Here is a 23,585-nt window from a genome sequence, read left to right as displayed (position 1 = left end):
GGCGCGCTGATCAACGGTGACCCGGCCGGCGGGTCAGCAGTGACCCGGGGGCAGGCGAAGCCGGGATTCTCCGGCGCGTCGGGCGCCGGTCAGCCGTCGCGTTCGGGGTAGCCGACCGGCACCGCGGAGACGTCGTCCAGCGCGGTGGTGATCTCCTCGGGCAGTGTGATCCGTTCCACCTGGAGCGCGCCGAGCAGCTGCCCCACCGTCCGGGCGCCGAGGATCGGCGCTGTCACGCCGGGCCGGTCCCGGATCCACGCCAACGCCACCTCCAGCGGCGACACCCCCAGCCCACCGGCCGCGGTCGCCACCGCCTCCACGATGCTGGAGCAGCGCGGCTCCAGGTACGTGGCGACGAATGGTTCGAAGTGCGGCGACGCGGCCCGGGAGTCGGCCGGCCGGCCGTGCCGGTACTTGCCGGTGAGTACCCCCCGGCCCAACGGTGACCAGGGCAGCACGCCGAGCCCGAGCGCGTCGCACGCGGGCAGGACCTCCCGCTCCACGCCCCGCTCCAGCAGCGAGTATTCGACCTGGGACGCGACCACGGGCGCCCGCCCCGGCCAGGCGGTCTGCCAGGCGGCGGCCCGCGCGGTCTGCCAGCCGGAGAAGTTCGACACCCCCACGTAGCGGACCTTGCCGCTGGCCACCGCGTGGTCCAGGGCGGCCAGGGTCTCCTCCAGCGGGGTGTCCGGGTCGTACCCGTGCACCTGGAACAGGTCGACGTGGTCGGTGCCGAGCCGGCGCAGCGACGCGTCCAACGTCCGCAGCAGGTGCCCCCGGGAGCCGTCGCGGCGTCGGCCACTGCCGGGGCGCAACCCGGCCTTGGTGGCGATCAGCAGCTCGTCGCGGGGGACGAGGGAGCCCAGCAGCGAGCCGATCACCGACTCGGCGTCGCCGTCGCCGTACACGTCGGCGGTGTCGATCAGGTTGCCGCCGGCGTCCAGGTAACTCTTCAGCTGGGCGGCCGCATCGTCGGCGTCGGTGTCCCGGCCCCAGGTCATGGTGCCGAGCGCGAGCCGCGAAACCGCCAGCCCGCTTCGGCCGAGCGGTCGCTGTTGCATGGGTGAACCTTATTTCGAACCTGCCGCCACGGATATCCTCGCTCCCGTATCTCTGCCGGTTCTGCCGGTTCCGCCGCCCCGGGCTGCCCCGACGGAGGGGGGATCAAAGGTGTCGAGCCGGTGATCGAGGCCGTTATCGGCATTGCGTAACCTGGTGCGACCTGTGCCACGGATGGGGGAGGACCAGTGCGACTCGGGCTCAGTCTCGGATATCAGACGGCGTGGAGCACACCGGCCGACCACCTGGCGCTGGCCCAGGAGGCGGACCGGCTGGGCTATTCGGTGGTGTGGGCTGCGGAGGCGTACGGCTCCGACTCGCCCAGCATGCTGGCGTGGATGGCCGGTCAGACCGAACGGATCGACGTCGGCGCCGCGGTGATGCAGATCCCCGCCCGTACGCCGGCGGCCACCGCGATGACCGCCGCGACCATCGACGCGCTCTCCGGCGGCCGGTTCCGGCTCGGCCTGGGCGTCTCCGGCCCGCAGGTGTCGGAGGGCTGGCACGGTGTGCGGTTCGCCAAGCCGCTCGCCCGGACCCGCGAGTTCGTCGACATCGTCAAGCTGGCCATCGCCCGCAAGGAGGTGGCGTACGACGGCGAGCACTACACGCTGCCGCTGCCGGACGGCCCCGGTAAGGCGCTGCGGCTGGGCTTCCACCCACCCCGCGAGCACATACCGATCTACCTGGCCGCGGTCGGCCCGAAGAACCTGGAGCTGGCCGGCGAGATCGCCGACGGCTGGCTGGCCGTGTTCTACGCCCCGGAGTTCGCCGAGGAGCAGCTCGCCTCGGTGCGCGCCGGGCGGGCCAAGGTCGGCAAGGAGCTGGCCGGGTTCGACGTGGTGCCGTCGGTGCCCGTGGTGATCGGTGACGACGTGGCGTCCTGCGCCGAGCTGGTGCGCTGGTACGCCGCGCTCTACGTGGGCGGGATGGGCAGCCGCCAGCAGAACTTCTACAACCAGCTCGCCACCCGGATGGGCTACGGTGACGCCGCCCGCGAGGTGCAGGACCTGTACCTGGCCAAGCGGCAGCGCGACGCCGCCGCCGCGGTGCCGATGGAGTTCATCGACCGCACCTCGCTGCTCGGCCCGAAGGAGCGCGTCGCCGAGCGGATGCGCGAGTACGCCGCCGCCGGTGTCACCACGCTGTCGGTGACGCTGTTCGTGGCCGACCGGGACAGTGGGATCCAGACCCTGCGGACCGTCGCCGAGGCACTTGAACTTTCGGGAGTCGGCGAGTGACCTGGGTCGAAGCCATCGTCCTGGGCATCGTCCAGGGACTGACCGAGTTCCTTCCGGTCAGCTCGTCGGGGCATCTGCGGATCACCTCGGCGATCTTCTTCGACCGCGACGCGGGCGCGTCGTTCACAGCGGTCACCCAGCTCGGCACCGAAGCGGCCGTGTTGATCTACTTCGCGAAGGACATCTGGCGGATCACCCGGACCTGGCTGGTGGGCATCCGGGACAGGTCGGTGCGCTCCAGCCTCGACTACCGGATGGGCTGGTACGTGATCGTCGGCTCGATCCCGATCGGGCTGTTCGGGTTCCTCTTCAAGGATCAGATCAAGACGGCTGGACGCAACCTGTGGTTGGTGGCGACCACCCTGATCGTGTTCGCGTTCGTGCTGGCGTTCGCCGAGTACTGGGGGCGGCAGACCCGGACGTTGGAGAACTTCCGGATGAAGGACGGCGTCGTGATGGGTTTCGCCCAGGCCATGGCGTTGATCCCCGGGGTGTCCCGTTCCGGCGGGACGTTGACCGCCGGTCTGCTGCTCAACCTGACCCGGGAGGCGGCGGCCCGGTACTCGTTCCTGCTGGCCATCCCGGCGGTGGTGATGTCCGGCGTGTTCAGTCTCGGTGACGTCTTCGAGCCGTCCGCGCCGGGCACGTCCACCCCGTCGGTCGCGCAGATGATCGTGGCCACCATCATCGCGTTCGGCATCGGGTACGCGGCCATCGCCTGGTTGCTGCGTTACGTCGCCCACCACACCCTGTACGTCTTCGTGCTGTACCGGGTCGCGCTGGGCACCCTGGTTCTCGCGTTGCTGATGACGGGCACGATCAGCGCCACCTGATCCGCCCGCGCCCGCACCGGCCTCCGATCCCCGCAGTGGGGTCGGAGGCCGGTGCGTGTGCGGCGTCCACCGGATGCTGTCGTACTTCATTGCATTTGGGGTGAATGGTCGTAGAACGCACCTAGTCTTTCCCTGTCGGGGATGACGTCCCGGCCCAGACGCGCGGGAGAGGGGCGACGGTGACCGCCAGCGGCGCGCGGCGCGGGCGGGACCGGCCGCCACGGCGCAACCTCATCGCGGTCCTCGCGATCGTGGCGCTCTCCGGCGCGTTCTTCGGCTACGACCAGGGCGTCATCAGCGGGGCGCTGCGCGACATCCGCCAGACCTTCGACGCGAACACCTTCGCCGTCGAGGTGGCGGCGAGCTGGGTGACCCCCGGTGCGCTGGTGGGTGCGCTGCTCGGTGGTCACCTCGCGGACCGGATCGGCCGCCGGGGAGCACTGTGGGTCGCCGCCGCCGCGTTCGGGGTGGGCACCCTCGTGCAGGCGTTCGCGCCGATGATCGGGGTGATGTTCGGCGCCCGGCTGATCCTGGGTCTGGGCATCGGGGTGGCCTCGGTCGCCGGCCCGATGTACGCGGCGGAGGCGGCGCCGGAACGCATCCGGGGCAGCCTCCTGGCGCTGTACCAGTTCTCCACCACGTTCGCGATCTTCATCGGGTACCTCGCCGACGAACTGTTCGAGGCGGGCAACTCCTGGCGTTACCTGCTCGCCGCCGCGGTGCTGCTGGGGGTGGCCCTCGCCCTGGTCACCACGGTGATCCCCGACTCGGCCGTCTGGTACGTCGGGCGCGGGGACAAACGCCGGGCGGAGGCGTCGCTGAGGGCGACCGTGCCAGCGGAGAAGGTGCCCCAGCGGCTGCACGCCGTGCAGGAGAGCCTGGCGGCCGGCAAGGCGGGTTGGCGCGAGGTGCTCTCGCCCGAGTGGCGGCGTCCGTTGGCGCTGGGCGTGGGTCTGGCCCTGTTCCAGCAGTTGACCGGGATCAACGGGATCATCTACTACGCCGACGAGATCTTCTCCGCCGCCGGATTCCACACCCCGCAGGCGCAGTTGACCGCCACCACCTGGGCGATCGGCGCTGTCGACTCCCTCTTCACGCTGGTCGCCGTCGCCTTCCTGGACCGGCTGGGCCGCCGTCCACTGCTGCTGGTCGGGCTGCTGGGTATGGCGGTCTCGCTCGTGGTGGTCAGCGTCAGCTTCGCGAAGATGGATCCGGGGGCGCAGGCGGCCGGAGCGACCGGGCACCACCCCACCGACGCGGGCATCTTCCTGCTGGTCGGCGTGGTCATGTTCGTGGCGTTCTACGCGATGTCGATCGGCCCCACCGCCTGGACGGTGATCAACGAGATCTTCCCGGGCCGGATCCGGGGCCGATGTGTGGCGATCGCGTCCGCCACGCACTGGGGCACCGAGTACCTCATCACCCAGTTCTTCCTGAGCATGCTCGACGCCCTGGGGCGCTCGGGCGTGTTCGCGCTCTTCGCCGGCACCTGTGTGCTCGGCTTCCTGTTCATCTGGCGGTACCTGCCGGAGACCAGGGGCAGGACCCTCGAAGAGATCCAGCGGATGTGGCAGGCGGACGCCCGTGCTCGGCGTCCGCACCGTGCCGGCGACGGATCCCGCTGATTCGCGGCTTCTGACCCGTGACGCAGGGGCAGGGCGTACGGTCGACCCGAAGCCGCCTAAAAGGGACCTGTTGGACAAACAGCTCATTCGGGGTGACCGTCAGCGCTCCCCGGGAGACGAACCGTTCGGCGGGATGGCGGCCCCGACCGACCGTCGCAGAAGGACCAGGACAGTGCATCTGACACCACGGGAATTCGACAAGTTGACGATCCTCTCGATGGCGATGGTCGCCAACGCCCGCAAGGCCAGGGGGATCAAGCTCAATCACCCCGAGGCCGTCGCGGTCATCTGCGCCGCCGCCCTCGAGGGCGCCCGCGAGGGCAAGACCGTCGAAGAGGTCATGAACGAGGCCCGCAGCACGCTGAACGCCGACGACGTGATGCCGGGCGTGGCGGACATGGTGCCCATGATCCAGGTCGAGGCGGTCTTCACCGACGGCTCGCGACTGGTCACCGTGCACTCACCGATCCGATAGGGAGCAGGACATGGCCAACCAACATCCCGGCCCCAACTCGAAGCACGTGCGACCCATCGGCGGCTACGTGCTGAGCGACCAGCCACTGGAGTTGAACGCGGGCCGACCGGTCACCGAGGTCGTCGTCCACAACACCGGTGACCGGCCGATCCAGATCGGTTCACACTTCCACTTCTTCGAGGCCAACCGGATGCTCGCCTTCGACCGTGAGGCGGCGTTCGGGCGGCGACTGAACATCCCGGCGACGACGTCCATCCGCTTCGAGCCGGGTGACAAGAAGACGGTGCAGCTCATCCCCTTCGGCGGGCAGCAGCGCGTGTACGGCTTCAACGGCCTGGTGCAGGGGTGGAGCGGCAGTGAGTCGACCCCCAGCTACCGGCCGGACCGGACCGAGGCGATCCACAACGCCAAGACCCGCGGCTTCAAGTTCGGCCCCGAGGAGCAGGACCAGCCCAAGGGCAAGAAGAAGTAGATCGACTAACCCGCAGGGCTGCGTGCCTCGGGCAGGAGAGATGATTCGATGAGCCAGATTTCCCGGCAAGAGTATTCCGGCATGTACGGCCCCACGACGGGCGATCAGATCAGGCTCGGCGACACCGACCTGTACATCGAGATCGAGAAGGATCTCCGTGTCCTCGGCGACGAGGTGATGTACGGCGGTGGCAAGACGCTGCGCGACGGCATGGGCGTCAACAACCAGTACACCAACGCCCAGGGTGGCCTGGACCTGGTCATCACGAACGTGACCATCCTGGACGCGACCCTCGGCGTGGTGAAGGCCGACGTCGGCGTCAAGGACGGCAAGATCGCCGGCATCGGCAAGGCGGGCAACCCGAACGTGATGGACGGGGTCACCCCCGAGCTGATCACCGGTCCGGGCACCGAGGCGATCTCCGGTGAGCACCTCATCCTGACCGCCGGAGGCATCGACACGCACGTGCACCTGGTGACGCCGCTGCAGGCGTACGCCGCCCTGAGTAACGGGGTGACCACCCTGTGGGGCGGCGGGACCGGCCCGACCGACAGCACCAACGGTGTCACCATCACTCCCGGCCCGTGGAACATCCACGCGATGATGCGGGCCTTCGAGACCATCCCGATCAACATCGGTCTGATGGCGAAGGGCAACAGCACCGGCCGCGCGCCCCTGGTGGAGCAGATCATGGCCGGCGCGCCGAGCTTCAAGATCCATGAGGACTGGGGTGCGCCGCCGGCGGTGATCCGGGCCTGCCTGGACGTCGCCGACGAATTCGACGTGCAGGTCAGCATCCACACCGACACCCTCAACGAGAGCGGCTACCTGGAGGACAGCATCGCCGCGTTCGAGGGCCGGACGATCCACACCTTCCACACCGAGGGCGCCGGTGGTGGGCACGCGCCGGACGTCATCAAGGTCGCCGGTCAGATGAACGTGCTGCCGAGCTCGACCACGCCGACGGTGCCCTACGGCATCAACAGCCAGTCCGAGCTGTACGACATGATCATGGTCTGCCACAACTTCAACCCGCAGGTCCCCTCGGACGTGGCCTTCGTGGAGAGCCGGATCCGCACCGAGACCATCGCGGCCGAGGACGTCCTGCTCGACGAGGGCGTCATCTCGATGATGCAGAGCGACTCGCAGGCCATGGGCCGCGTGGGTGAGACCTGGTTGCGGACCATCCAGCTCGCCGGCCAGATGAAGACCGCCCGCGGCAAGCTCGCCGAGGACTCCAGCGCCAACGACAACTTCCGGGTGCTGCGGTACGTCGCCAAGATGACCATCAACCCGGCGATCACCCAGGGAATCTCGCACGTGCTGGGCTCGGTCACGCCGGGCAAGATGGCCGACCTCGTGCTCTGGGAGCCGGCGTTCTTCGGCACGAAGCCGAAGCTGGTCCTCAAGGGCGGCATGATCGCCTGGTCGATCATGGGTGACCCGAACGCCTCCCTGCCGACGCCGCAGCCCGTGTACTACCGGCCGTCCTTCGCCGCGTACGGCAGCCAGCTCGGCAAGACCTGCGTGACCTTCGTGTCCCGGGCCGCGCACGAAGCCGGCATCGCCGAGGAACTCGGCCTGCAACGGCAGGTCATGCCGGTGTACCGGACCCGGGGGCTCACCAAGCGGGACATGGTCCGCAACGACCGGCTGCCCACGCTCGAAGTCGACCCGGAGACCTTCGCCGTGAAGATGGACGGCGTGCACGCGACAGTGCCGCCGGCCCGGAACCTGCCTCTGAGCCAGCTCTACTTCTTCAGCTGACCCCCCCGGACGCCCGCGCCGCCGTGTGCGGCGCCGGCGCACCCATGGAAAGGAGACGCCCGTGCTCGTCGAATCGGTGCTGGGCAACATGAACGAGCCGGACTGGACACTCCGGCTGAAGGAAGCGCGCATCGACGACCTGGTCCTGGACCAGTGGGACGCCCAGAAGAGCCGGATCCGCAAGATGACCAGCTCCGGCGCGGAGCTGTCGGTGGCGCTGGCCCGGGGGGTCCGGCTGCGCGACGGCGACATCCTGGCCTGGGACGACCTGACCGCCACGGCCGTGGTGGCCCGCGTCCAGCTGGGCGAGGTGATGGTGGTCCACCTCGACCAGCTGCGCGGCGAGTCCGCCGAGCTGCTGATCCGCTCGGCCGTCGAACTCGGTCACGCGATCGGCAACCAGCACTGGCCGGCGGTGGTCAAGGGCACCCGGATGTACGTCCCGCTGACAGTGGACCGCAAGGTGATGGACTCGGTGATGCGGACCCACGCGTTCAGCGGGATCACGCACGAGTTCGTTCCGGGCACCGAGATCATCGCGTACCTCGCCCCGCACGAGTCGCGGCGGCTGTTCGGTGGCGCCGACTCGACGCCGCACTCCCACCTCCCCGCCGACCTCAACTGAGCGGGGCCGGGCGGTGCGCACCATGGCCGAGACCCTGAAGCTCCTGCAGTTCGGCGACTCGGTCTTCCCGGTCGGTGCCTTCTCCTTCTCCAACGGGCTGGAGATGGCCGTCCAGCACGGTGTCGTGCACGACCGGAGCACCCTTCAGGACTTCGTCCGGACGGTCACCCGGCTCGCCGCCACGGGGGACGGGGTGGCGCTGCTCGCCGGTCACCGGGCGGCCCGGGCCGGCGACCTCGACCGGATCCGCCAGGCCGACGAGGCCGTGCACCTGCGCAAGATCAACGAAGAGATGCGCACCATGTCGGTCCGGATGGGCCGCAAACTGGCCGAGGCCGCCACCCGGATCGTCGGGGAGACGCTGCTCAAGAAGCGGATCGACGAGTCGGCGAACGGAGTGCCGGTCACCTACCCGGTCGCGCTCGGCGTGGTCTTCGCCGACCTCGGGGTCGACGAGCAGGACGCGTTCGCGGCCCACCAGTACGGCGCGGCGTCGACGGTGCTCAGCGCGGCGATCCGGCTGATGCCGGTGGACCACCTCGACGCGCAGTCGATCCTCTTCGCGGTCAACGAGCGGGTCGCCGACGACTACCGCGAGGTGCACACCGCGAACCTCGACGACATGCAGACCTTCGGACCGCATGCCGACGTGCTGGCCGCCGCGCACCAGCACGTGCACGTGCGGATGTTCATGAGCTGAATCCGCAGTCCGCGCAAACGAACCCAGGAAGGACAGGCACCGCATGAAGTCGGCAAGTCGTATCGGAGTGGGCGGCCCGGTGGGCAGCGGCAAGACCGCGATCATCGAGGCCGTGGTGCCACGGCTCGTGGAGAACGGGCTGCGGATACTGGTGATCACGAACGACGTGGTCACCACGGAGGACGCGAAGCACGTCCGGCGGGCGCTGACCGGGGTCCTGGTCGAGGAGCGGATCATCGGGGTGGAAACCGGGGCCTGCCCGCACACGGCCGTGCGGGAGGACCCGAGCATGAACCTCGCCGCCGTGGAGGACATGGAGTCCAAGTTCCCGGACAGCGACGTGGTGCTGATCGAGAGCGGCGGTGACAACCTCACCCTGACCTTCAGCCCCGCCCTGGTGGACTTCTTCATCTACGTCATCGACGTCGCCGCCGGCGACAAGATCCCGCGCAAGAACGGCCCGGGGATCTCCAAGTCCGACATCCTCGTGATCAACAAGACCGATCTGGCGCCCTACGTGGACGCCGACCTCGACGTCATGGCCCGCGACGCGGAGCTGATGCGCAACGGCAAGCCGGTCGTCTTCACCAACTGCAAGACGGGCGAGGGCGTCGACGAGCTGGTCTCGCTGGTCCGCCGCAACGCGCTCTTCGACGCCGAAGTGGTCGCATGATCTCACTGGACAGTGCCCGTGAGCTGGCGCCGTACCAGGACCAACCGGCGCAGCTGCCGGCCGCCGCCAACGGCAAGGTCGGCATCCTGCGCCTCGGGTTCGAGCGGCGCGGGGACCGCACGATCCTGCACGACCTCTACCGGCAGTCGCCGCTGCTGGTGCAGCGCGCGCTCTACTGGGACGAGGAGATGCCGCAGCTGCCCTGCGTCATGATCCTCACCACCTCCGGGGGCGTCCTGCAGGGCGACCGCCTGCACATGGACGTCACACTGGCGGCCGGCAGCCAGGCGCACCTCACCACCCAGGCCGCCACCAAGATCCAGGAGATGGACGCGAACTACGGGACGCAGGTCCAGCGGTTCACCCTGGACGAGGACGCCTACCTGGAGTTCCTCCCGGAGCCGACGATCCCCTACCGGGCCAGCCGGTTCGCCACCGACAGCCGGGTGCGCCTGCCGGAGAGCGCCACGTTGCTCTACGGCGAGATCCTGCAACCCGGCCGCAAGTACTACCGCGACGGTGAGCTCTTCGCGTACGACCTCTTCTCCTGCTCCCTGCGGGCCGAACGCCCCGACGGCCGGCAGTTGTTCGTGGAGAAGTTCGTGGTGACCCCCCGGCAGTTCGGCGTGGAGAGGGTCGGGGTGATGGACCGCTTCCACATCTTCGGCAACGTCGTGCTGCTCACCAGCCCCGAACGGGCGGCCCGGGTCTTCGACCGGACGTCGACGCCGGTCTGGGACGAGCAGACCCCCCTGGCGAGCGCCGTCGGCCGGCTGCCGAACGACGCCGGGCTCATCTTCAAGGTGCTCGGTCAGGAGACCGAGCCGGTCCGCGCCGCGGTCCGCGCCTTCTGCGTGGCCGCCCGGGAAGAGGTGACCGGCCGGACCTTCCCGCCGGCGTTCAGCTGGCGTTGATCTGGCGAGGAGACGTTCCGTGACCGCAGTGGCGCACCGTTGGGACCGGCTCGGTGACGGCAACCCGCTTGTCGGGTTCGTCGACGCCTGCCTGCGCGGGCCGGCGCAGGTTCTGCTGCAGAACAACCCGCTCACCGGGCTGCTGGTCCTCGTCGCGGTCGCCTGGGGGGCGGTCGAGAACGGGCAGCCACGGATTTTCGGGGGAGGGGTCGTCGGCCTGCTCGTCGGCACCGCCACGGCGGTCGCCCTGCGGGTGGACGAGCCCTCCCTGCGCAAGGGACTGTTCGGCTTCAGCCCGTTCCTCACCGGCATCGCCGTGCCGACGTTCCTCGACGACCGGCCGCTGATGTGGCTCTACCTGGTGCTCGGCGCGATCGGCACGACGGTGGTCACGCTGGCCCTGAACACGATCTTCAAGACCTGGGGCCTGACCGCGTTCACCATGCCGTTCGTGCTGACGACGTGGGTGCTGCTGCTGGCCGCGTACCAGTTCGACCGCTTCACGGTGCTGACCAACCTCAAGCCGATGTTCCCCGGTGAGGGGCAGTTGACCGGTGGTCGTTTCGACTGGGACCTGATCCCCACCTTCCTGCGCGGGGTGTCCCAGGTCTTCCTGATCGACAGCTGGGTCACCGGGCTGATCATCCTGGTCGCGCTGCTGGTCAACTCCCGCTGGTCGGCGCTGTTCGCGGTGATCGGCGCGGTCGGGGCCACCCTGCTGGCGCTCTGGTTCGGCGCCGACTCGGCCTCGCTGGACAAGGGACTGTTCGGCTTCAACGCGGTGCTGACGGCGATCGCCGTGGGCGCGGTGCTGCACCGCCCCGGCGCGCTGGTGACCCTCTACACCCTCTTCGGCATCGCCCTCACGCTCTTCGTCCAGCTGGCCCTGGCGAGCGTGCTCACCCCACTCGCCATCCCGGTGCTGACCGGACCGTTCAACATCACCACCTGGCTGTTGCTGCTGCCCAAACGGCACTTCGCGCCGGTGCCCAACCACGAACGCGTCAAGGAGTCCGTCGTCACCGCGGTGCGACACACCGTCTGACGTCCCGACAGGAGAGGTGAGCCCCCATGCTCGCTCAGGAAGCGGTGAACTCGGGCGACACCGCCTGGGTGCTCGTCTGCACCGGCCTGGTGTTGTTCATGACCCCCGGCCTGGCCGCCTTCTACGGCGGTATGGTCCGCACCCGCAACGTCCTCGCGATGTTGCAGCAGAACATGATCGCGCTGGGCGTCGTCAGCCTGACCTGGGTCCTGGTGGGATACACCATCGCCTTCGGCGACGACGCGGGCAGCGGCCTCTTCGGCAACCTCGAACTCTTCGGACTGACCGACCTCAAGACCCCACCCGCACCCCACCTGCACGTGGTCGCCGGCCAGGTGACCATTCCGACGCTGGCCTTCGTCGCCTACCAGATGATGTTCGCGGTGATCACCCCCGCGCTCGTCACCGGCGCCACGGCCGGTCGGCTGAGGTTCGCCGGCTGGGTGGCGTTCCTGGCGATCTGGTCCATCGTCGTCTACGCGCCGATCGCGCACTGGCTCTGGCACCCGGACGGCTGGTTGGCCGCGTTCGGCACCCAGGACTGGGCCGGTGGAATGGTGGTGCACGCCTCGGCGGGCGCCGCCGTGCTGGGCACGTTGCTGGTCGTCGGACGCCGTCGTGGCTGGCCACGCACCGCCTCCCCACCCAACTCCATCCCGCTGACCATCCTCGGGGCGGGCATCCTGTGGTTCGGGTGGTTCGGTTTCAACGGGGGAGACGGACTCCAGGCCAACGGCCTGGCCGCCCAGGCGCTGATCAACACCCACCTGGCGGCCGCCGCCGGAATGATCGTCTGGCTGGTGGCGGAGCGGCTGAAGGACGGCCACAGCACCGTCGTCGGCGGCGTCTCCGGGGCGGTCGCCGGGCTCGCGACCGTCACCCCCGCCGCCGGGTACGTCAACACGCTCTCCGCCATCGCCATCGGCGCGATCGCCGGGTTCGTCTGCCACTTCGCGCTGCGGCTGAAGTACCTGCTGCGGCTCGACGACGCGTTGGACGTCCTCGCGGTCCACTTCGTCGGCGGCATGCTCGGCTCGCTGCTGGTCGGCTTCTTCGGCGACAGCGGTGTCAACCCGCTCGGCAAGGACGGCCTCTTCTTCGGCGGCGGCGGATCCCTGCTCTGGCACCAGGTCGTCGGCGTGGTCACCGTGGTGGTCTTCTCCTTCGTGCTCAGTTGGGCGATCGCCGCCGGCGTGCAGGCCACGCTCGGGCTGCGGGCCCGCGCCGAGGTGCAGGACAACCTCGACCACGCCCAGCAGGACGCCGACGCGTACCACCTGGGCGGTGTGGCGGGTCTCAACGGCAGCGGCGCGCCCCAGCGTCGGCGCGAACCCGAACGCGGGCGCGACGCGCAACGACCGGCCCGGCCGCCGCAGGACGCCCGACTGGTGACCGCGACGGTCAATCCGACCCTGCTGCCGACCACCCGGGAGCTACGCGACGCGCTGGTCGGCGCCGGCGCCACCGCCATCGTGCTCTTCGACGCCACGGTCTCCACCGCCGAGCCGGCCGCCCGTTCGCTGCCCCGAGGGTTCTGGCAGGACCAGGACCTCGTGGGCCGGGCCCGGGTCGAGGTGGTGGTGGAACGCGCGGCGGTGCCCGCGGTACTGGACGTGCTGGTCCGCTACGGCGCGGACCGCTCCGAGTGCTTCGTGCAGGACGTTCAGCTCGCGACGGACGTGCGCTGAACAGGTACGCCCCGGCGCGACACCGACCACCGTCACCGACCGGTACGCAGCAGCAGCGACAGGCTGGCCAGGGTCAGCGTTCCCCAGGCCGGCACCCAGAGCGGCTGTTGCTGTGCCACGGTGCCGAGGCCGCCCCCGGCGGCGTAGCAGGTCAACGCCAGCAGCCCCAGGAAGGTGCCCTGCCGGGCCCGCGATCGGCCGGTGTCCGGTCCGACCAGCCACCGTCCGATGCGTTCACCGAGCTTGGCCACCGTGCCCGACTGGTAGGTGACGGCAGTGGTGATCCCGGCGGTACGGGCGAACAGCGTCGCCAGCGCGCCCATGGCGAGACCGCCGGCGGCGGCCAGCCCGACCCGCGCCGGCCCGCCCTGCCGGCCGTAGTCGAGCAGCACGTTGAGCGCCGTCCAGAGGGCCATGGCGAGCACGGCGCAGGCGAGCCCCCGCGAGGACTGCGACCACCGGCCCGGTGCCGTTCGGACCTGCGAGACGACGCCCGTCCCGACGGCGAACGCGACCAGCGAGGCCGCGGACTCGGGCCAGGCGGCGTGTCTGCCGGCCAGGCCGATGCCCAGCAGGACGGCGTTGCCCGACTGGTTGGCGACGAAGGCCCCGTAGTGCAGGAAGGCGAAGGCGTCGACGAAGCCGGCGGTGCCGGTGGTGAGGGCGAGGACCAGCAGCGGATGGCGGAACTCCCGGTACACGTCCTGGGGGTCCGCGGTGAACGACGGCCGCGCGGATGCCGAGTCGCCCATCGCGTTGCGCACCCTCCGACAGCGGCCCCGGACACGCCAGGCACAACGCACTGTACCGAACCGGTCACGCGGCTCAGCCCGTTTCACGGCGGATCGACGGTTTCACGCCTGGTCGGCGCTCTCGCGCCGGGTCGGCCTGGGCGACGCGAACCCGGTCGGGGCGGCGGGCGACGACCCCGGTCGGGCGCAGGTCATAGGGTGGTCCCCGTGGCGACCCTCCTGCTTCTGCGACACGGCCGGACGACAGCGAACGCGGACGGCGGTCTGGCCGGCCGCCAGCCGGTCGAGTTGGACGACACCGGGCGCGCCCAGGCCAGCGCGGTCGGCGAGCGGCTGCGGCAGGTGCCGTTGGCCGCCGTGGTGACCAGCCCGCTGATCCGCTGCCGGCAGACCCTGGAGTTGGCGCTCCCGCAGGCCACCCCGGTCGTCGAGGACGGCCTGATCGAGTGCGACTACGGCAGTTGGGAGGGTCAGCCGCTGAAGAAGCTCGCCAAGGAGCCGCTCTGGCCGGTGGTGCAGCAGCACCCCAGCGCGGCCGTCTTCCCGGGCGGGGAGTCGATGGCGGCGATGGCGGCGCGGGCCGTGGCGGCGGTGCGCTCCTGGGATGCCCGGGTGAACGCCGAACACGGGCCCGAGGCGGTCTGGTTGGCCTGCAGCCACGGCGACGTGATCAAGGCCATCGTGGCGGACGCGCTCGGCGTACACCTGGACGCCTTTCAGCGGATCGTGGCCGACCCGGCGTCGGTGACGGCGATCCGGTTCACGCCGCTGCGTCCGTTTCTGGTGCGTCTCAACGACACCGGCGGCGACCTGACGGCGCTGGTGCCGCCCCCGGCCAAGCGGCGTCGGCGCGCGAGCCGGGTGGCCGACTCGGACGCGGCCGTCGGCGGCGGGGCGGGTGCGTCGCGGTGAGGCGGGTCACCACCCCACCTCCGGCCGCTGCGTCAACGCCCGCCACGCCCGGGTGCAGCCCCTGGTACGCCGGGCGCGCCGCCACTGCGGCGATTCGCGTCGGTGGGGTGCGCGGTGCCCAGGCGGGCCGGATAGGGTCGTGGGTATGACCCACCAGGTGCACGCCTTCGAACCGCCGGAGCGGTTCGTCGCCGGGACTGTCGGGCCGCCGGGGGAGCGCACGTTCTTCCTGCAGGCCCGCGGCGGCGGCAGGCTGGTCAGCGTCGCGCTGGAGAAGGTCCAGGTGTCCCTGCTCGCCGAGAAGCTGGAGGAGCTGCTCACCGAGGCGCAGCGTCGCTTCGGGGTGGACCTCCCCGAGCTGGCGCCGGTGATCGGCGACAACGAGCCGCTGGACACTCCGGTCGACGAGGAGTTCCGGGTCGGGACCCTCGGGCTGGCCTTCGACGTGGACACCGCGACCGTGGTGATCGAGGCGATCGCGGCGGGCGAGGTGGAGCCCGAGGTCGAGCTCGGCGACGAGGACGACGACGAAGACGACGAGGACGACGACGAGCCGGACGAGGACCTCGATCGCCTCCGGGTCCGGCTCACCCCGCAGGCGACCCGCCAGTTCATCGAGCGGGCCCGGCGAGTGGTCAACGCGGGCCGGCCACCGTGCCCGCTCTGCGGCCAACCGTTGGACCCCGCCGGGCACCTCTGCCCGCGGCACAACGGTTACCACCGGTGACCTCGTCCGGCCTCCAGCCTCGCCAGGACGGCGACGCCGCGCTGCGGCTGCTGCGTGACGGCGTCCTCGACCTGGAGGGTCGGCTGGTCGACGCGTCGAACACGACGCTGCGCGGCATCCTGACCCTGGACGGGATGACCGCCCGCTGCGTCTACAAGCCGGTCCGTGGCGAGCGCCCCCTCTGGGACTTTCCCGACGGCACCCTGGCCGGTCGGGAAGTCTCGGCGTACCTGGTCTCCCGGGCCACCGGGTGGGGTCTGGTGCCGCCCACCGTGCTGCGTGACGGCCCGCTCGGCCCCGGCTCCTGCCAGCTCTGGATCGACGAGCCGGAGGACGCCGAAGCGCTCGTCGGTTTCCTGCCCGCCGGGGAGCTGCCGCCGCGCTGGATCCCGATCGCCGCGGCCCGGGACGACGACGGCGCCGCGTACGCCCTGGCCCACGCCGACGACCCACGGCTGGCCCGGCTCGCGGTGCTCGACGCGGTGCTCAACAACGCCGACCGCAAGGGCGGTCACGTGCTCGTCGGCGCCGACGACCGGATCTACGGCGTGGACCACGGGGTGAGCTTCCACGTGGAGGACAAGCTGCGCACGGTGCTCTGGGGTTGGGCCGGCAAGCAGTTGCCCCCGGACGCCGTGGAGATGCTCGACGCGCTGGCCGGGCAGGTCGCCGGGCCGCTCGGCGCGGAGCTGGCCGACCACCTGACGATCAGCGAGGTGGCCGGGGTGGCCGCCCGGGTCGACCGGCTGCGCGAGACCGGCAGCTTCCCGCTGCCACCGGAGGACTGGCCGGCGATGCCCTGGCCACCCATGTGAGCCGCTGTCATCTTGATCACCCGTGGGGTGCTCCGGCGTCGTCGCCGGGCTGGCTAGGCTGATCCCATGGAGTCTTGGGCGGGACACGAGGTGCCACGGCTGCCGGGCAGGGGCGAGCCGCTGGCGTTGTACGACTCGGCGCGGCAGGGTGTCCACCCGAGTGAGCCGGCCGACGCGGGAAGCATGTACGTCTGCGGCATCACCCCGTACGACGCCACCCACCTCGGCCACGCCGCCACCATGATCACGTTCGACCTGGTGCAGCGGATGTGGCGCGACTCCGGCCGCCCGGTGCGCTACGTGCAGAACGTCACCGACATCGACGACCCGCTGCTGGAGCGGGCCGCCCGCGACGGCGAGGACTGGGTGGTCCTGGCGATGCGCGAGACGGCGCTGTTCCGGGAGGACATGGAGGCGCTGCGGATCATCCCGCCGGCGCACTACGTGGGCGCCGTCGAGTCGATCCCGGACATCGTCGAGAAGGTCGAGGTGCTGCTCAAGGACGGCGCCGCGTACCGGCTCGACGACGGCACCGGCGACGTCTACTTCGACATCTCCGCCACGCCCCGCTTCGGCTACGAGTCGAACCTGACCCGCGAGCAGATGCTGGAGATCTTCCCGGAGCGCGGCGGCGACCCCGACCGGGCCGGCAAGCGGGACCCCCTCGACCCGCTGCTGTGGCGCGGAGCCCGCGAGGGCGAGCCGTCCTGGCCGGGCGGCGAGCTGGGCCCGGGCCGCCCCGGCTGGCACATCGAGTGCGCGGTGATCGCGCTCAACCTGCTCGGCGACCGGATCGACGTGCAGGGCGGCGGCAACGACCTGCTCTTCCCGCACCACGAGGCGTCCGCCGCGCACGCCGAGCGGCTCACCGGTCAGGCGCCGTTCGCCGAGCACTACGTACACGCCGGGATGATCGGCCTGGACGGCGAGAAGATGTCCAAGTCCCGGGGCAACCTGGTCTTCGTGTCCCGGCTGCGCGCCGACAAGGTCGACCCGATGGCGATCCGGCTGGCGCTGATCTCCGGGCACTACCGCAGCGACCGTACCTGGACCGACGAGCTGCTCGCCGCCGCGTACGAGCGTCTGGACCGTTGGCGGCGGGCCGCCGCCGCGCCCGCCGGGCCGTCCGGGGCTGAGCTGCTGGCCGAGGTACGCGCCCGACTGGCCGACGACCTCGACACCCCCGGCGCGCTGGCGGTGGCCGACCGCTGGGCCGAGGCGGCCCTGGCCGGCGCCACGGACGACCCGGAGGCCCCCGCGCTCTTCGCGAACACGGTGGACGCTCTCCTGGGCATCCGCCTCTAGCCCCCCGCCCCCGGCGGCGGACACCCGCCCGCCCGCACGCCGCGCGTCGGTTGCGGGAGGATGATCGACTCGGTTTTCAGGAAGTCGCGGCGTCCCGACCAGTGCGATGCCCCGACTTCCACAAAGCCGAGTCGATCACCCCAAGACACCCGATCGATCCCGACAAGACGCCGCACAGTTAACCCAGACCGCGTTGATCATGAGGTTGGCGGGCATTTCGATCTCTGCCGGATCCGTCAACCTCATGATCGACCGGGGTGCGCGCGGGGTGCGCGCGGGGTGCGCGCGGGGTTGTGGTCCGTGGGGACCGTCAGCCCAGGATTAGGCCGGGGTCGGGTTCTGGGTCCGGGCTTGGGCCGGGGATCTTGTACTCCTCGGTGAGCGTGGTCATCGGGCCGGGCCAGGTCGCCTGGGACACCTCGATCGGCTTGCGGTGCGCGTCGTACGCGACGTGCAGCAGGTGCAGCACGGGGGTGTCGGGTCGGATCTGGAGGATCTCGGCCTCCTCCCGGCTCGGCTGGCGGGCGCTGATCGTGTCGGTGGCCGAGACGTAGCGCCGCCCGGTGGCTTCCTCGGCCTCCTGGTAGAGCGGTCGGCCGAACGCCTCGGTGCGCTCCAGGGAGGTGCCCGCGGTGTCGCGGGGCAGGAACCAGGAGGCGCCCACCTCGACGGGGGAGTCGTCGGTGCGTACGAGGTGCCGGCGGCACAGCAGGCTGGTGCCGTCGGACACGCCGAAGGCGTCGGCCACCTCGGCGGGGGCGGGGGCGGGCCCGACGGAGACGAGCTGCTGCCGGTACCGGGCGGCCAGGTCGGTGTGGTAGCCGCGGAAGCCGCCGTAGCGGCCCCGGGAGAGGCGGTTGAGTCGGCGGCGGGTGCCCCGGACGTACGTACCGGAGCCGGGTTTGGTGATCAGGATGCCCTCGACCCGCAGCTGGTCGACGGCGCGTTGCACGGTCTGCTTGGCGACGCCGAACATCTCGGCGATGGCCGGGATGGACGGCAGCCGCTCGCCCGGCCCCCAGTCGCCGCGGCGGACCTGGGCCTTGAGCTGCGCGGCGATCTGTCGGTGCGGGAACTCGGCGGCCCCGGGGTTGATCTGCACACCCGCCTCCTTGATCACATCTAGGTTCCTAGGATGCCCTAGCGGGTGTGACGGCGCCACCCCGGACACGCCAAAACGGGCCCCCGGACCACAAAGGTCCGAAGGCCCGCAGGGGAGCGGCGGCTACCAGGAACCGGCGGTGGGGCCGGCGGAACCGCCCCGGCGGCGCAGGTACTTCTCGAACTCCTGGGCGATCTCGTCACCGGTCAACGGGGTGATGCCCTCGTCGCCGACCCGTTCCTCCAGCTCGCGGACGTACTCACCCAACTCGGCGTCCTGCTCGGCGGCGCTGCGCACCCGCTGCTCCCACTCGGCGGACTCCTCGGCCAGGTCGGCCATCGGCACCGGCAGGTCGACGACCTCCTCGACCCGGTGCAGCAGGGCGAGAGTGGCCTTCGGGCAGGGCGGGTTGTTGGCGTAGTGCGGCACGTGCACCCAGAACGAGACGGCGTCCACCTCGGCGCGGGTGCACGCGTCGTGCAGCACGCCGACGATGCCGGTCGGGCCGTCGTACCGGGTGGGGGTGAGCTGGTAGCGCTCCGCGGCCTGCGCGTCGGAGGCGCTGCCGCTGATCGGCAGCGGCCGAGTGTATGGAACGTCGGCCAGTAACGCGCCGAGCAGCACCACCCGTTCCACCTCCAGGCTGTGGCAGATCTCCAGCACCTGCTCGCAGAACGTCCGCCAGCGCATGCTCGGCTCGATGCCGCGGATCAGCACCACGTCGCGGTCGGTGCCCTCCGGGCTGGCCACCATGAACCGGGTCGTCGGCCACTCCACCCGCCGGGTCTCGCCGTCGGCCATCGTGATGGTGGGCCGGCTGACCTGGAAGTCGTAGAAGTCCTCCGGATCCAACTCGGCGATCTGCCGGGCGTTCCAGACCTGCTCCAGGTGCTCGACGGCGGCGGTGGACGCGTCGGCGGCGTCGTTCCAGCCCTCGAACGCGGCGATCGCCACGGGGGACCGCAGCACCGGCAGTCCGTCGAACTCGGTCACGCCGTCACCTCACCCTGCTCGTCGCGGCTGGCGCCGGGACCGCGCCCGGTCGTCCTGCCGTGGTGCACGGTGGCGTCCCTGTTGTCCTTCACGTCCGTCAGCCTACGTGCAGGGCGGGGGCACGGCCCGTCGGCCGCGCCGGTCGGCCGCTCCGACAGCAGGTCATACCCGAACGAACCAGACAGGGTGATCCCCGTGACACAATAGGGGATCGCTCGAGGATGGTCGTGGAGTCCGGCCGAATCGCACTAACCTGAACGGGTGCGGACTTCATTGATGGATGTGCTGGCTGAGCGGGTTCTCATCGCCGACGGTGCGATGGGCACGATGCTCCAGGCCGCGGACCTCACGCTCGACGACTTCGACGGGCTCGAGGGGTGCAACGAGATCCTCAACGTCACCCGCCCGGACGTGGTGCGCGGGGTGCACGACGCCTACCTGGCCGCCGGTGCGGACTGCGTGGAGACCAACACCTTCGGCGCCAACCTCGCCAACCTCGCCGAGTACGACATCCCGCAGCGCATCCGCGAGTTGTCCGAGGCGGGCGCCCGGATCGCCCGGGAGGCCGCCGACGCGGCCAGCACCCCGCAGCGGCCCCGGTTCGTGCTCGGCTCGATCGGGCCGGGCACCAAGCTGCCCACCCTCGGGCACGCCGACTACTCGACCCTGCGCGACGCCTACCAGGAGAACGCCGCCGGTCTGATCGCTGGTGGCGCGGACGCGCTGATCATCGAGACCTGCCAGGACCTGCTCCAGGTCAAGGCGGCGGTGGTCGGGTCGAAGCGGGCGATGGCCGAGCTGGGCCAGTCGGTGCCGATCATCTGTCACGTCGCCGTGGAGACCACCGGCACGATGCTGGTCGGCAGCGAGATCGGTGCGGCCCTAGCCGCGATCGAACCGCTGGGCGTGGACCTGATCGGGCTCAACTGCTCGACCGGCCCGGCCGAGATGAGCGAGCACCTGCGGTACCTGTCGCAGCACTCCCGCATCCCGCTGTCGGTGATGCCGAACGCCGGCCTGCCGGTGTTGACCGCCGACGGGGCGTACTTCCCGCTGACTCCCGTGGAGCTGGCCGAGGCCCTGGAGCGGTTCGTCACCGAGTACGGCGTGGGGCTTGTCGGCGGCTGCTGCGGCACCACCCCGGAGCACATCCAGGTGCTGTCCGAGCGGCTGCACGGCGTGACCGCCCCGGCCCGCGAGCCCCGACACGAGGCGGGTGTGTCCTCGGTGTACCACCCGGTGCCGTTCGCCCAGGACGCGTCGGTGCTGATGGTGGGGGAGCGGACCAACGCCAACGGCTCGAAGGCGTTCCGGGAGGCGATGCTCGCCGGCGACTGGCGGGCCTGTGTGGAGATCGCCCGCAGCCAGGCGCGCGACGGCTCGCACCTGCTCGACCTCTGCGTGGACTACGTCGGCCGCGACGGCACCCAGGACATGCGGGAGCTGGCCGGCCGGTTCGCCACCGCGTCGACCCTGCCCATCATGTTGGACTCCACCGAGCCGGCGGTCGTCGAGGCCGGGCTGGAGATGCTCGGCGGGCGGTGCGTGGTCAACTCGGTGAACTTCGAGGACGGCGACGGCCCCGAGTCCCGGTACGCGCGGGTGATGCCGATCGTCCGTGAGCACGGCGCGGCGGTGGTGGCGCTGCTCATCGACGAGGAGGGCCAGGCCCGTACCCAGGAGTGGAAGGTCCGGGTCGCGGCCCGGTTGATCGACGACCTGACCGGCCGGTGGGGGATGGACCGCTCCGACATCCTAATCGACGCGCTGACCTTCCCGATCGCCACCGGGCAGGAGGAGACCCGCCGCGACGGCCTCGAGACGATCGAGGCGATCCGCGAGATCGCCCGCCGCTACCCGGGCGTCAACTTCACCCTGGGCATCTCGAACATCTCCTTCGGCCTCAACCCGGCGGCCCGGCAGGTGCTCAACTCGGTGTTCCTGCACGAGTGCGTGCAGGCCGGCCTGACCTCGGCGATCGTGCACGCCAGCAAGATCCTGCCGATGTCGAAGATCCCCGACGAGCAGCGCGAGGTCGCCCTGGACCTGGTCTACGACCGGCGCCGCGAGGGATACGACCCGGTGCAGCGGTTCCTGGAGCTCTTCGAGGGCGTCGACGTGACCAGCGCCCGGGCCAGCCGGGCCCAGGAGTTGGCCGCGCTGCCGCTGGACGAACGGCTCAAGCGGCGGATCATCGACGGTGAGCGCAACGGCCTGGAGGCCGACCTGGACGACGCGATGGCCGGCGGCCGGTCCCCGCTGTCGATCATCAACGACATCCTGCTGGACGGCATGAAGGTGGTCGGTGAGCTGTTCGGCTCCGGCCAGATGCAGCTGCCGTTCGTGCTCCAGTCCGCCGAGGTGATGAAGACCGCGGTGGCCTACCTGGAACCGCACATGGAGACCGCGGAGGACGGCGGCAAGGGCCGCATCGTGCTCGCCACAGTGCGCGGCGACGTGCACGACATCGGCAAGAACCTGGTCGACATCATCCTGTCCAACAACGGCTACGAGGTGGTGAACATCGGCATCAAGCAGCCGATCAGCGCCATCCTGGATGCCGCCGAGCAGCACCGCGCCGACGCGATCGGCATGTCCGGGCTGCTGGTGAAGAGCACCGTCATCATGAAGGAGAACCTGGCCGAGATGGCCACCCGCGGGGTCGCCGAGCGGTGGCCCGTCCTGCTGGGTGGGGCGGCGCTGACCCGCGCGTACGTCGAGGACGACCTGCGCGCGATGTTCCCCGGGCAGGTGCACTACGCGCGGGACGCGTTCGAGGGTCTGTCCCTGATGGACAGGGTGATGACCGCCAAGCGTGGCGGCGCGCCGGTGATCGACCCCGAGCGGGAGGCGGCCCTCGCGGCCCGGCGGACGCGCCGGGAACGGCAGCGCTCGGTGGTCAGCACGTCGCTGCCGGAGCTGCACGACTCCTCGGTCCGCTCCGACGTCGCCGCCGACGTGGCGGTGCCCACCCCGCCGTTCTTCGGCACCCGGGTGGTCAAGGGCGTGCCGATGGCCGACTACGCGGCACTGCTCGACGAGCGGGCCACCTTCTCCGGGCAGTGGGGCCTGCGCGGCGCCCGGGGCGGCAGCGGACCCTCCTACGAGGAGCTTGTCGAGACCGAGGGCCGCCCGCGCCTGCGGTACTGGCTGGACCGGTTGATCGCCGACCAGGTCCTTGAGGCAGCCGTGGTGTACGGCTACTTCCCGGCGTACTCCGAAGGCAATGACCTGGTGGTGCTCGACGAGAACGGGCACGCGGAGCGCGCCCGGTTCTCGTTCCCCCGGCAGCGGCAGGAGCGGCGGCTCTGCCTGGCGGACTTCTTCAAGCCCCGGGGCGAGCAGCTCGATGTGGTCGCGTTGCAACTGGTCACCGTGGGTCAGCCGGTCAGCGAGTACGCGGCGAAGCTGTTCGCCCGCAACGAGTACCGCGACTACCTGGAGGTGCACGGGCTCTCCGTGCAGCTCACCGAGGCGCTCGCCGAATACTGGCACCAGCGCATCCGCGCCGAGATGACCCTGCCCGACGGCCGCCCGCTGGGGCACGACGACCCGGCGGACCTGGCCGGCATCCTGCACAACGACTACCGGGGTTGCCGGTACGCGTTCGGCTACCCGGCCTGCCCGGACCTGGAGGACCGGGCGAAGATCATGGACCTGCTCGGGGCGGACCGGATCGGGGTCGAGCTGTCCGAGGAGTTCCAGCTGATGCCGGAGCAGGCCACCGACGCGATCGTCGTCCACCACCCGGAGGCCAACTACTTCAACGCCAAATAACGGCGCAAGTGCCCTGACCTGCATGTGAGCTCGTCCGAACGGCGGCTGAGTCATGATCATGCCGCGGTCAGATGTGCTAGTCCGT

General features: G+C 70.8%; 21 protein-coding genes. 17 read left to right on the top strand and 4 right to left on the bottom strand.

The annotated features are described in order from the left end of the window. Positions 1-89 precede the first annotated feature (89 nt). The gene (locus ACX27O_RS11320; RefSeq protein ID WP_030332779.1) at positions 90-1,061 is read right to left on the bottom strand and encodes an aldo/keto reductase; all 972 of its coding nucleotides are present in this window, start codon (positions 1,059-1,061) and stop codon (positions 90-92) included. 186 nt (positions 1,062-1,247) lie between these two features. Between ACX27O_RS11320 and ACX27O_RS11315 the strand changes: the two genes are divergently transcribed. The 12 genes from ACX27O_RS11315 to ACX27O_RS11260 all read left to right on the top strand — a co-directional run bounded on the left by ACX27O_RS11315 (position 1,248) and on the right by ACX27O_RS11260 (position 13,117). Next, on the top strand, positions 1,248-2,300 hold the full coding sequence (locus ACX27O_RS11315) for an LLM class F420-dependent oxidoreductase (RefSeq protein ID WP_210860215.1): 1,053 nt from the start codon (positions 1,248-1,250) through the stop codon (positions 2,298-2,300). After that, on the top strand, positions 2,297-3,133 hold the full coding sequence (locus ACX27O_RS11310; RefSeq protein WP_210860214.1) for an undecaprenyl-diphosphate phosphatase: 837 nt from the start codon (positions 2,297-2,299) through the stop codon (positions 3,131-3,133). The genes ACX27O_RS11315 and ACX27O_RS11310 overlap by 4 nt, the downstream gene beginning before the upstream one ends. Positions 3,134-3,312: 179 nt before the next feature. Then, a complete protein-coding gene (locus ACX27O_RS11305) occupies positions 3,313-4,758 on the top strand; it encodes a sugar porter family MFS transporter (RefSeq protein WP_357639482.1) in 1,446 nt (481 codons plus the stop codon). A 172-nt stretch (positions 4,759-4,930) separates the two neighbouring features. Further along, the gene (locus ACX27O_RS11300; protein ID WP_210860212.1) at positions 4,931-5,233 is read left to right on the top strand and encodes an urease subunit gamma; all 303 of its coding nucleotides are present in this window, start codon (positions 4,931-4,933) and stop codon (positions 5,231-5,233) included. A 10-nt stretch (positions 5,234-5,243) separates the two neighbouring features. Further along, complete coding sequence (locus ACX27O_RS11295) at positions 5,244-5,705, top strand: urease subunit beta (protein ID WP_030332786.1); 462 nt, start codon at positions 5,244-5,246, stop codon at positions 5,703-5,705. A 48-nt stretch (positions 5,706-5,753) separates the two neighbouring features. Further along, positions 5,754-7,472 carry an urease subunit alpha gene (locus tag ACX27O_RS11290; RefSeq protein WP_030332788.1) on the top strand — a complete coding sequence of 573 codons (1,719 nt, stop codon included), beginning with the start codon at positions 5,754-5,756 and terminating at the stop codon, positions 7,470-7,472. 61 nt (positions 7,473-7,533) lie between these two features. After that, positions 7,534-8,097 carry an urease accessory protein UreE gene (locus tag ACX27O_RS11285; RefSeq protein ID WP_051708532.1) on the top strand — a complete coding sequence of 188 codons (564 nt, stop codon included), beginning with the start codon at positions 7,534-7,536 and terminating at the stop codon, positions 8,095-8,097. A gap of 22 nt (positions 8,098-8,119) precedes the next feature. After that, entirely contained in the window at positions 8,120-8,797 is a 678-nt protein-coding gene (locus tag ACX27O_RS11280; protein WP_357639487.1) for an urease accessory protein UreF, read from the top strand. A gap of 43 nt (positions 8,798-8,840) precedes the next feature. Next, positions 8,841-9,470, top strand: coding sequence for an urease accessory protein UreG (ureG, locus tag ACX27O_RS11275; protein ID WP_030332796.1), 630 nt, complete (start codon positions 8,841-8,843; stop codon positions 9,468-9,470). Further along, a complete protein-coding gene (locus tag ACX27O_RS11270) occupies positions 9,467-10,384 on the top strand; it encodes an urease accessory protein UreD (protein WP_210860805.1) in 918 nt (305 codons plus the stop codon). Before ureG ends, ACX27O_RS11270 begins: the two co-directional genes overlap by 4 nt. A gap of 19 nt (positions 10,385-10,403) precedes the next feature. Further along, positions 10,404-11,429 carry an urea transporter gene (gene yut, locus ACX27O_RS11265; RefSeq protein WP_210860803.1) on the top strand — a complete coding sequence of 342 codons (1,026 nt, stop codon included), beginning with the start codon at positions 10,404-10,406 and terminating at the stop codon, positions 11,427-11,429. Positions 11,430-11,455: 26 nt separating this feature from the next. After that, positions 11,456-13,117, top strand: a complete 1,662-nt coding sequence (locus ACX27O_RS11260) for an ammonium transporter (protein ID WP_358129429.1) — start codon at positions 11,456-11,458, stop codon at positions 13,115-13,117. Between the two features lie 32 nt (positions 13,118-13,149). On the opposite strand, the gene ACX27O_RS11255 is transcribed toward ACX27O_RS11260, so the two are convergent. Then, positions 13,150-13,869 (bottom strand): YoaK family protein, encoded by a 720-nt coding sequence (locus tag ACX27O_RS11255; RefSeq protein WP_210860798.1) that lies wholly within the window; start codon positions 13,867-13,869, stop codon positions 13,150-13,152. Positions 13,870-14,067: 198 nt separating this feature from the next. On the opposite strand from ACX27O_RS11255, the gene ACX27O_RS11250 reads away from it, so the two are divergent. The 4 genes from ACX27O_RS11250 to mshC all read left to right on the top strand — a co-directional run bounded on the left by ACX27O_RS11250 (position 14,068) and on the right by mshC (position 17,628). After that, positions 14,068-14,781 carry an MSMEG_4193 family putative phosphomutase gene (locus ACX27O_RS11250; RefSeq protein ID WP_458939377.1) on the top strand — a complete coding sequence of 238 codons (714 nt, stop codon included), beginning with the start codon at positions 14,068-14,070 and terminating at the stop codon, positions 14,779-14,781. 145 nt (positions 14,782-14,926) lie between these two features. Then, complete coding sequence (locus ACX27O_RS11245) at positions 14,927-15,508, top strand: DUF3090 domain-containing protein (protein ID WP_030332806.1); 582 nt, start codon at positions 14,927-14,929, stop codon at positions 15,506-15,508. After that, the gene (locus ACX27O_RS11240) at positions 15,505-16,323 is read left to right on the top strand and encodes an SCO1664 family protein (RefSeq protein WP_030332808.1); all 819 of its coding nucleotides are present in this window, start codon (positions 15,505-15,507) and stop codon (positions 16,321-16,323) included. Before ACX27O_RS11245 ends, ACX27O_RS11240 begins: the two co-directional genes overlap by 4 nt. 66 nt (positions 16,324-16,389) lie before the next feature. Next, positions 16,390-17,628, top strand: coding sequence for a cysteine--1-D-myo-inosityl 2-amino-2-deoxy-alpha-D-glucopyranoside ligase (gene mshC / locus ACX27O_RS11235; protein WP_357639494.1), 1,239 nt, complete (start codon positions 16,390-16,392; stop codon positions 17,626-17,628). Between the two features lie 310 nt (positions 17,629-17,938). On the opposite strand, the gene ACX27O_RS11230 is transcribed toward mshC, so the two are convergent. Together ACX27O_RS11230 and ACX27O_RS11225 are read right to left on the bottom strand one after the other, a co-directional pair. Continuing rightward, positions 17,939-18,730 (bottom strand): GntR family transcriptional regulator, encoded by a 792-nt coding sequence (locus ACX27O_RS11230; RefSeq protein WP_210865973.1) that lies wholly within the window; start codon positions 18,728-18,730, stop codon positions 17,939-17,941. A gap of 123 nt (positions 18,731-18,853) precedes the next feature. Beyond that, positions 18,854-19,723, bottom strand: a complete 870-nt coding sequence (locus ACX27O_RS11225) for a PAC2 family protein (protein ID WP_030332815.1) — start codon at positions 19,721-19,723, stop codon at positions 18,854-18,856. 276 nt (positions 19,724-19,999) lie between these two features. Here ACX27O_RS11225 and metH point away from each other — a divergent pair, with 276 nt between their 5' ends. Continuing rightward, entirely contained in the window at positions 20,000-23,500 is a 3,501-nt protein-coding gene (metH, locus tag ACX27O_RS11220; protein WP_458939474.1) for a methionine synthase, read from the top strand. Positions 23,501-23,585 lie beyond the last annotated feature (85 nt).

The organism is Micromonospora sp. SD19 (assembly GCF_054462275.1).
This window is presented reverse-complemented; position numbering and strand designations above follow the sequence as displayed.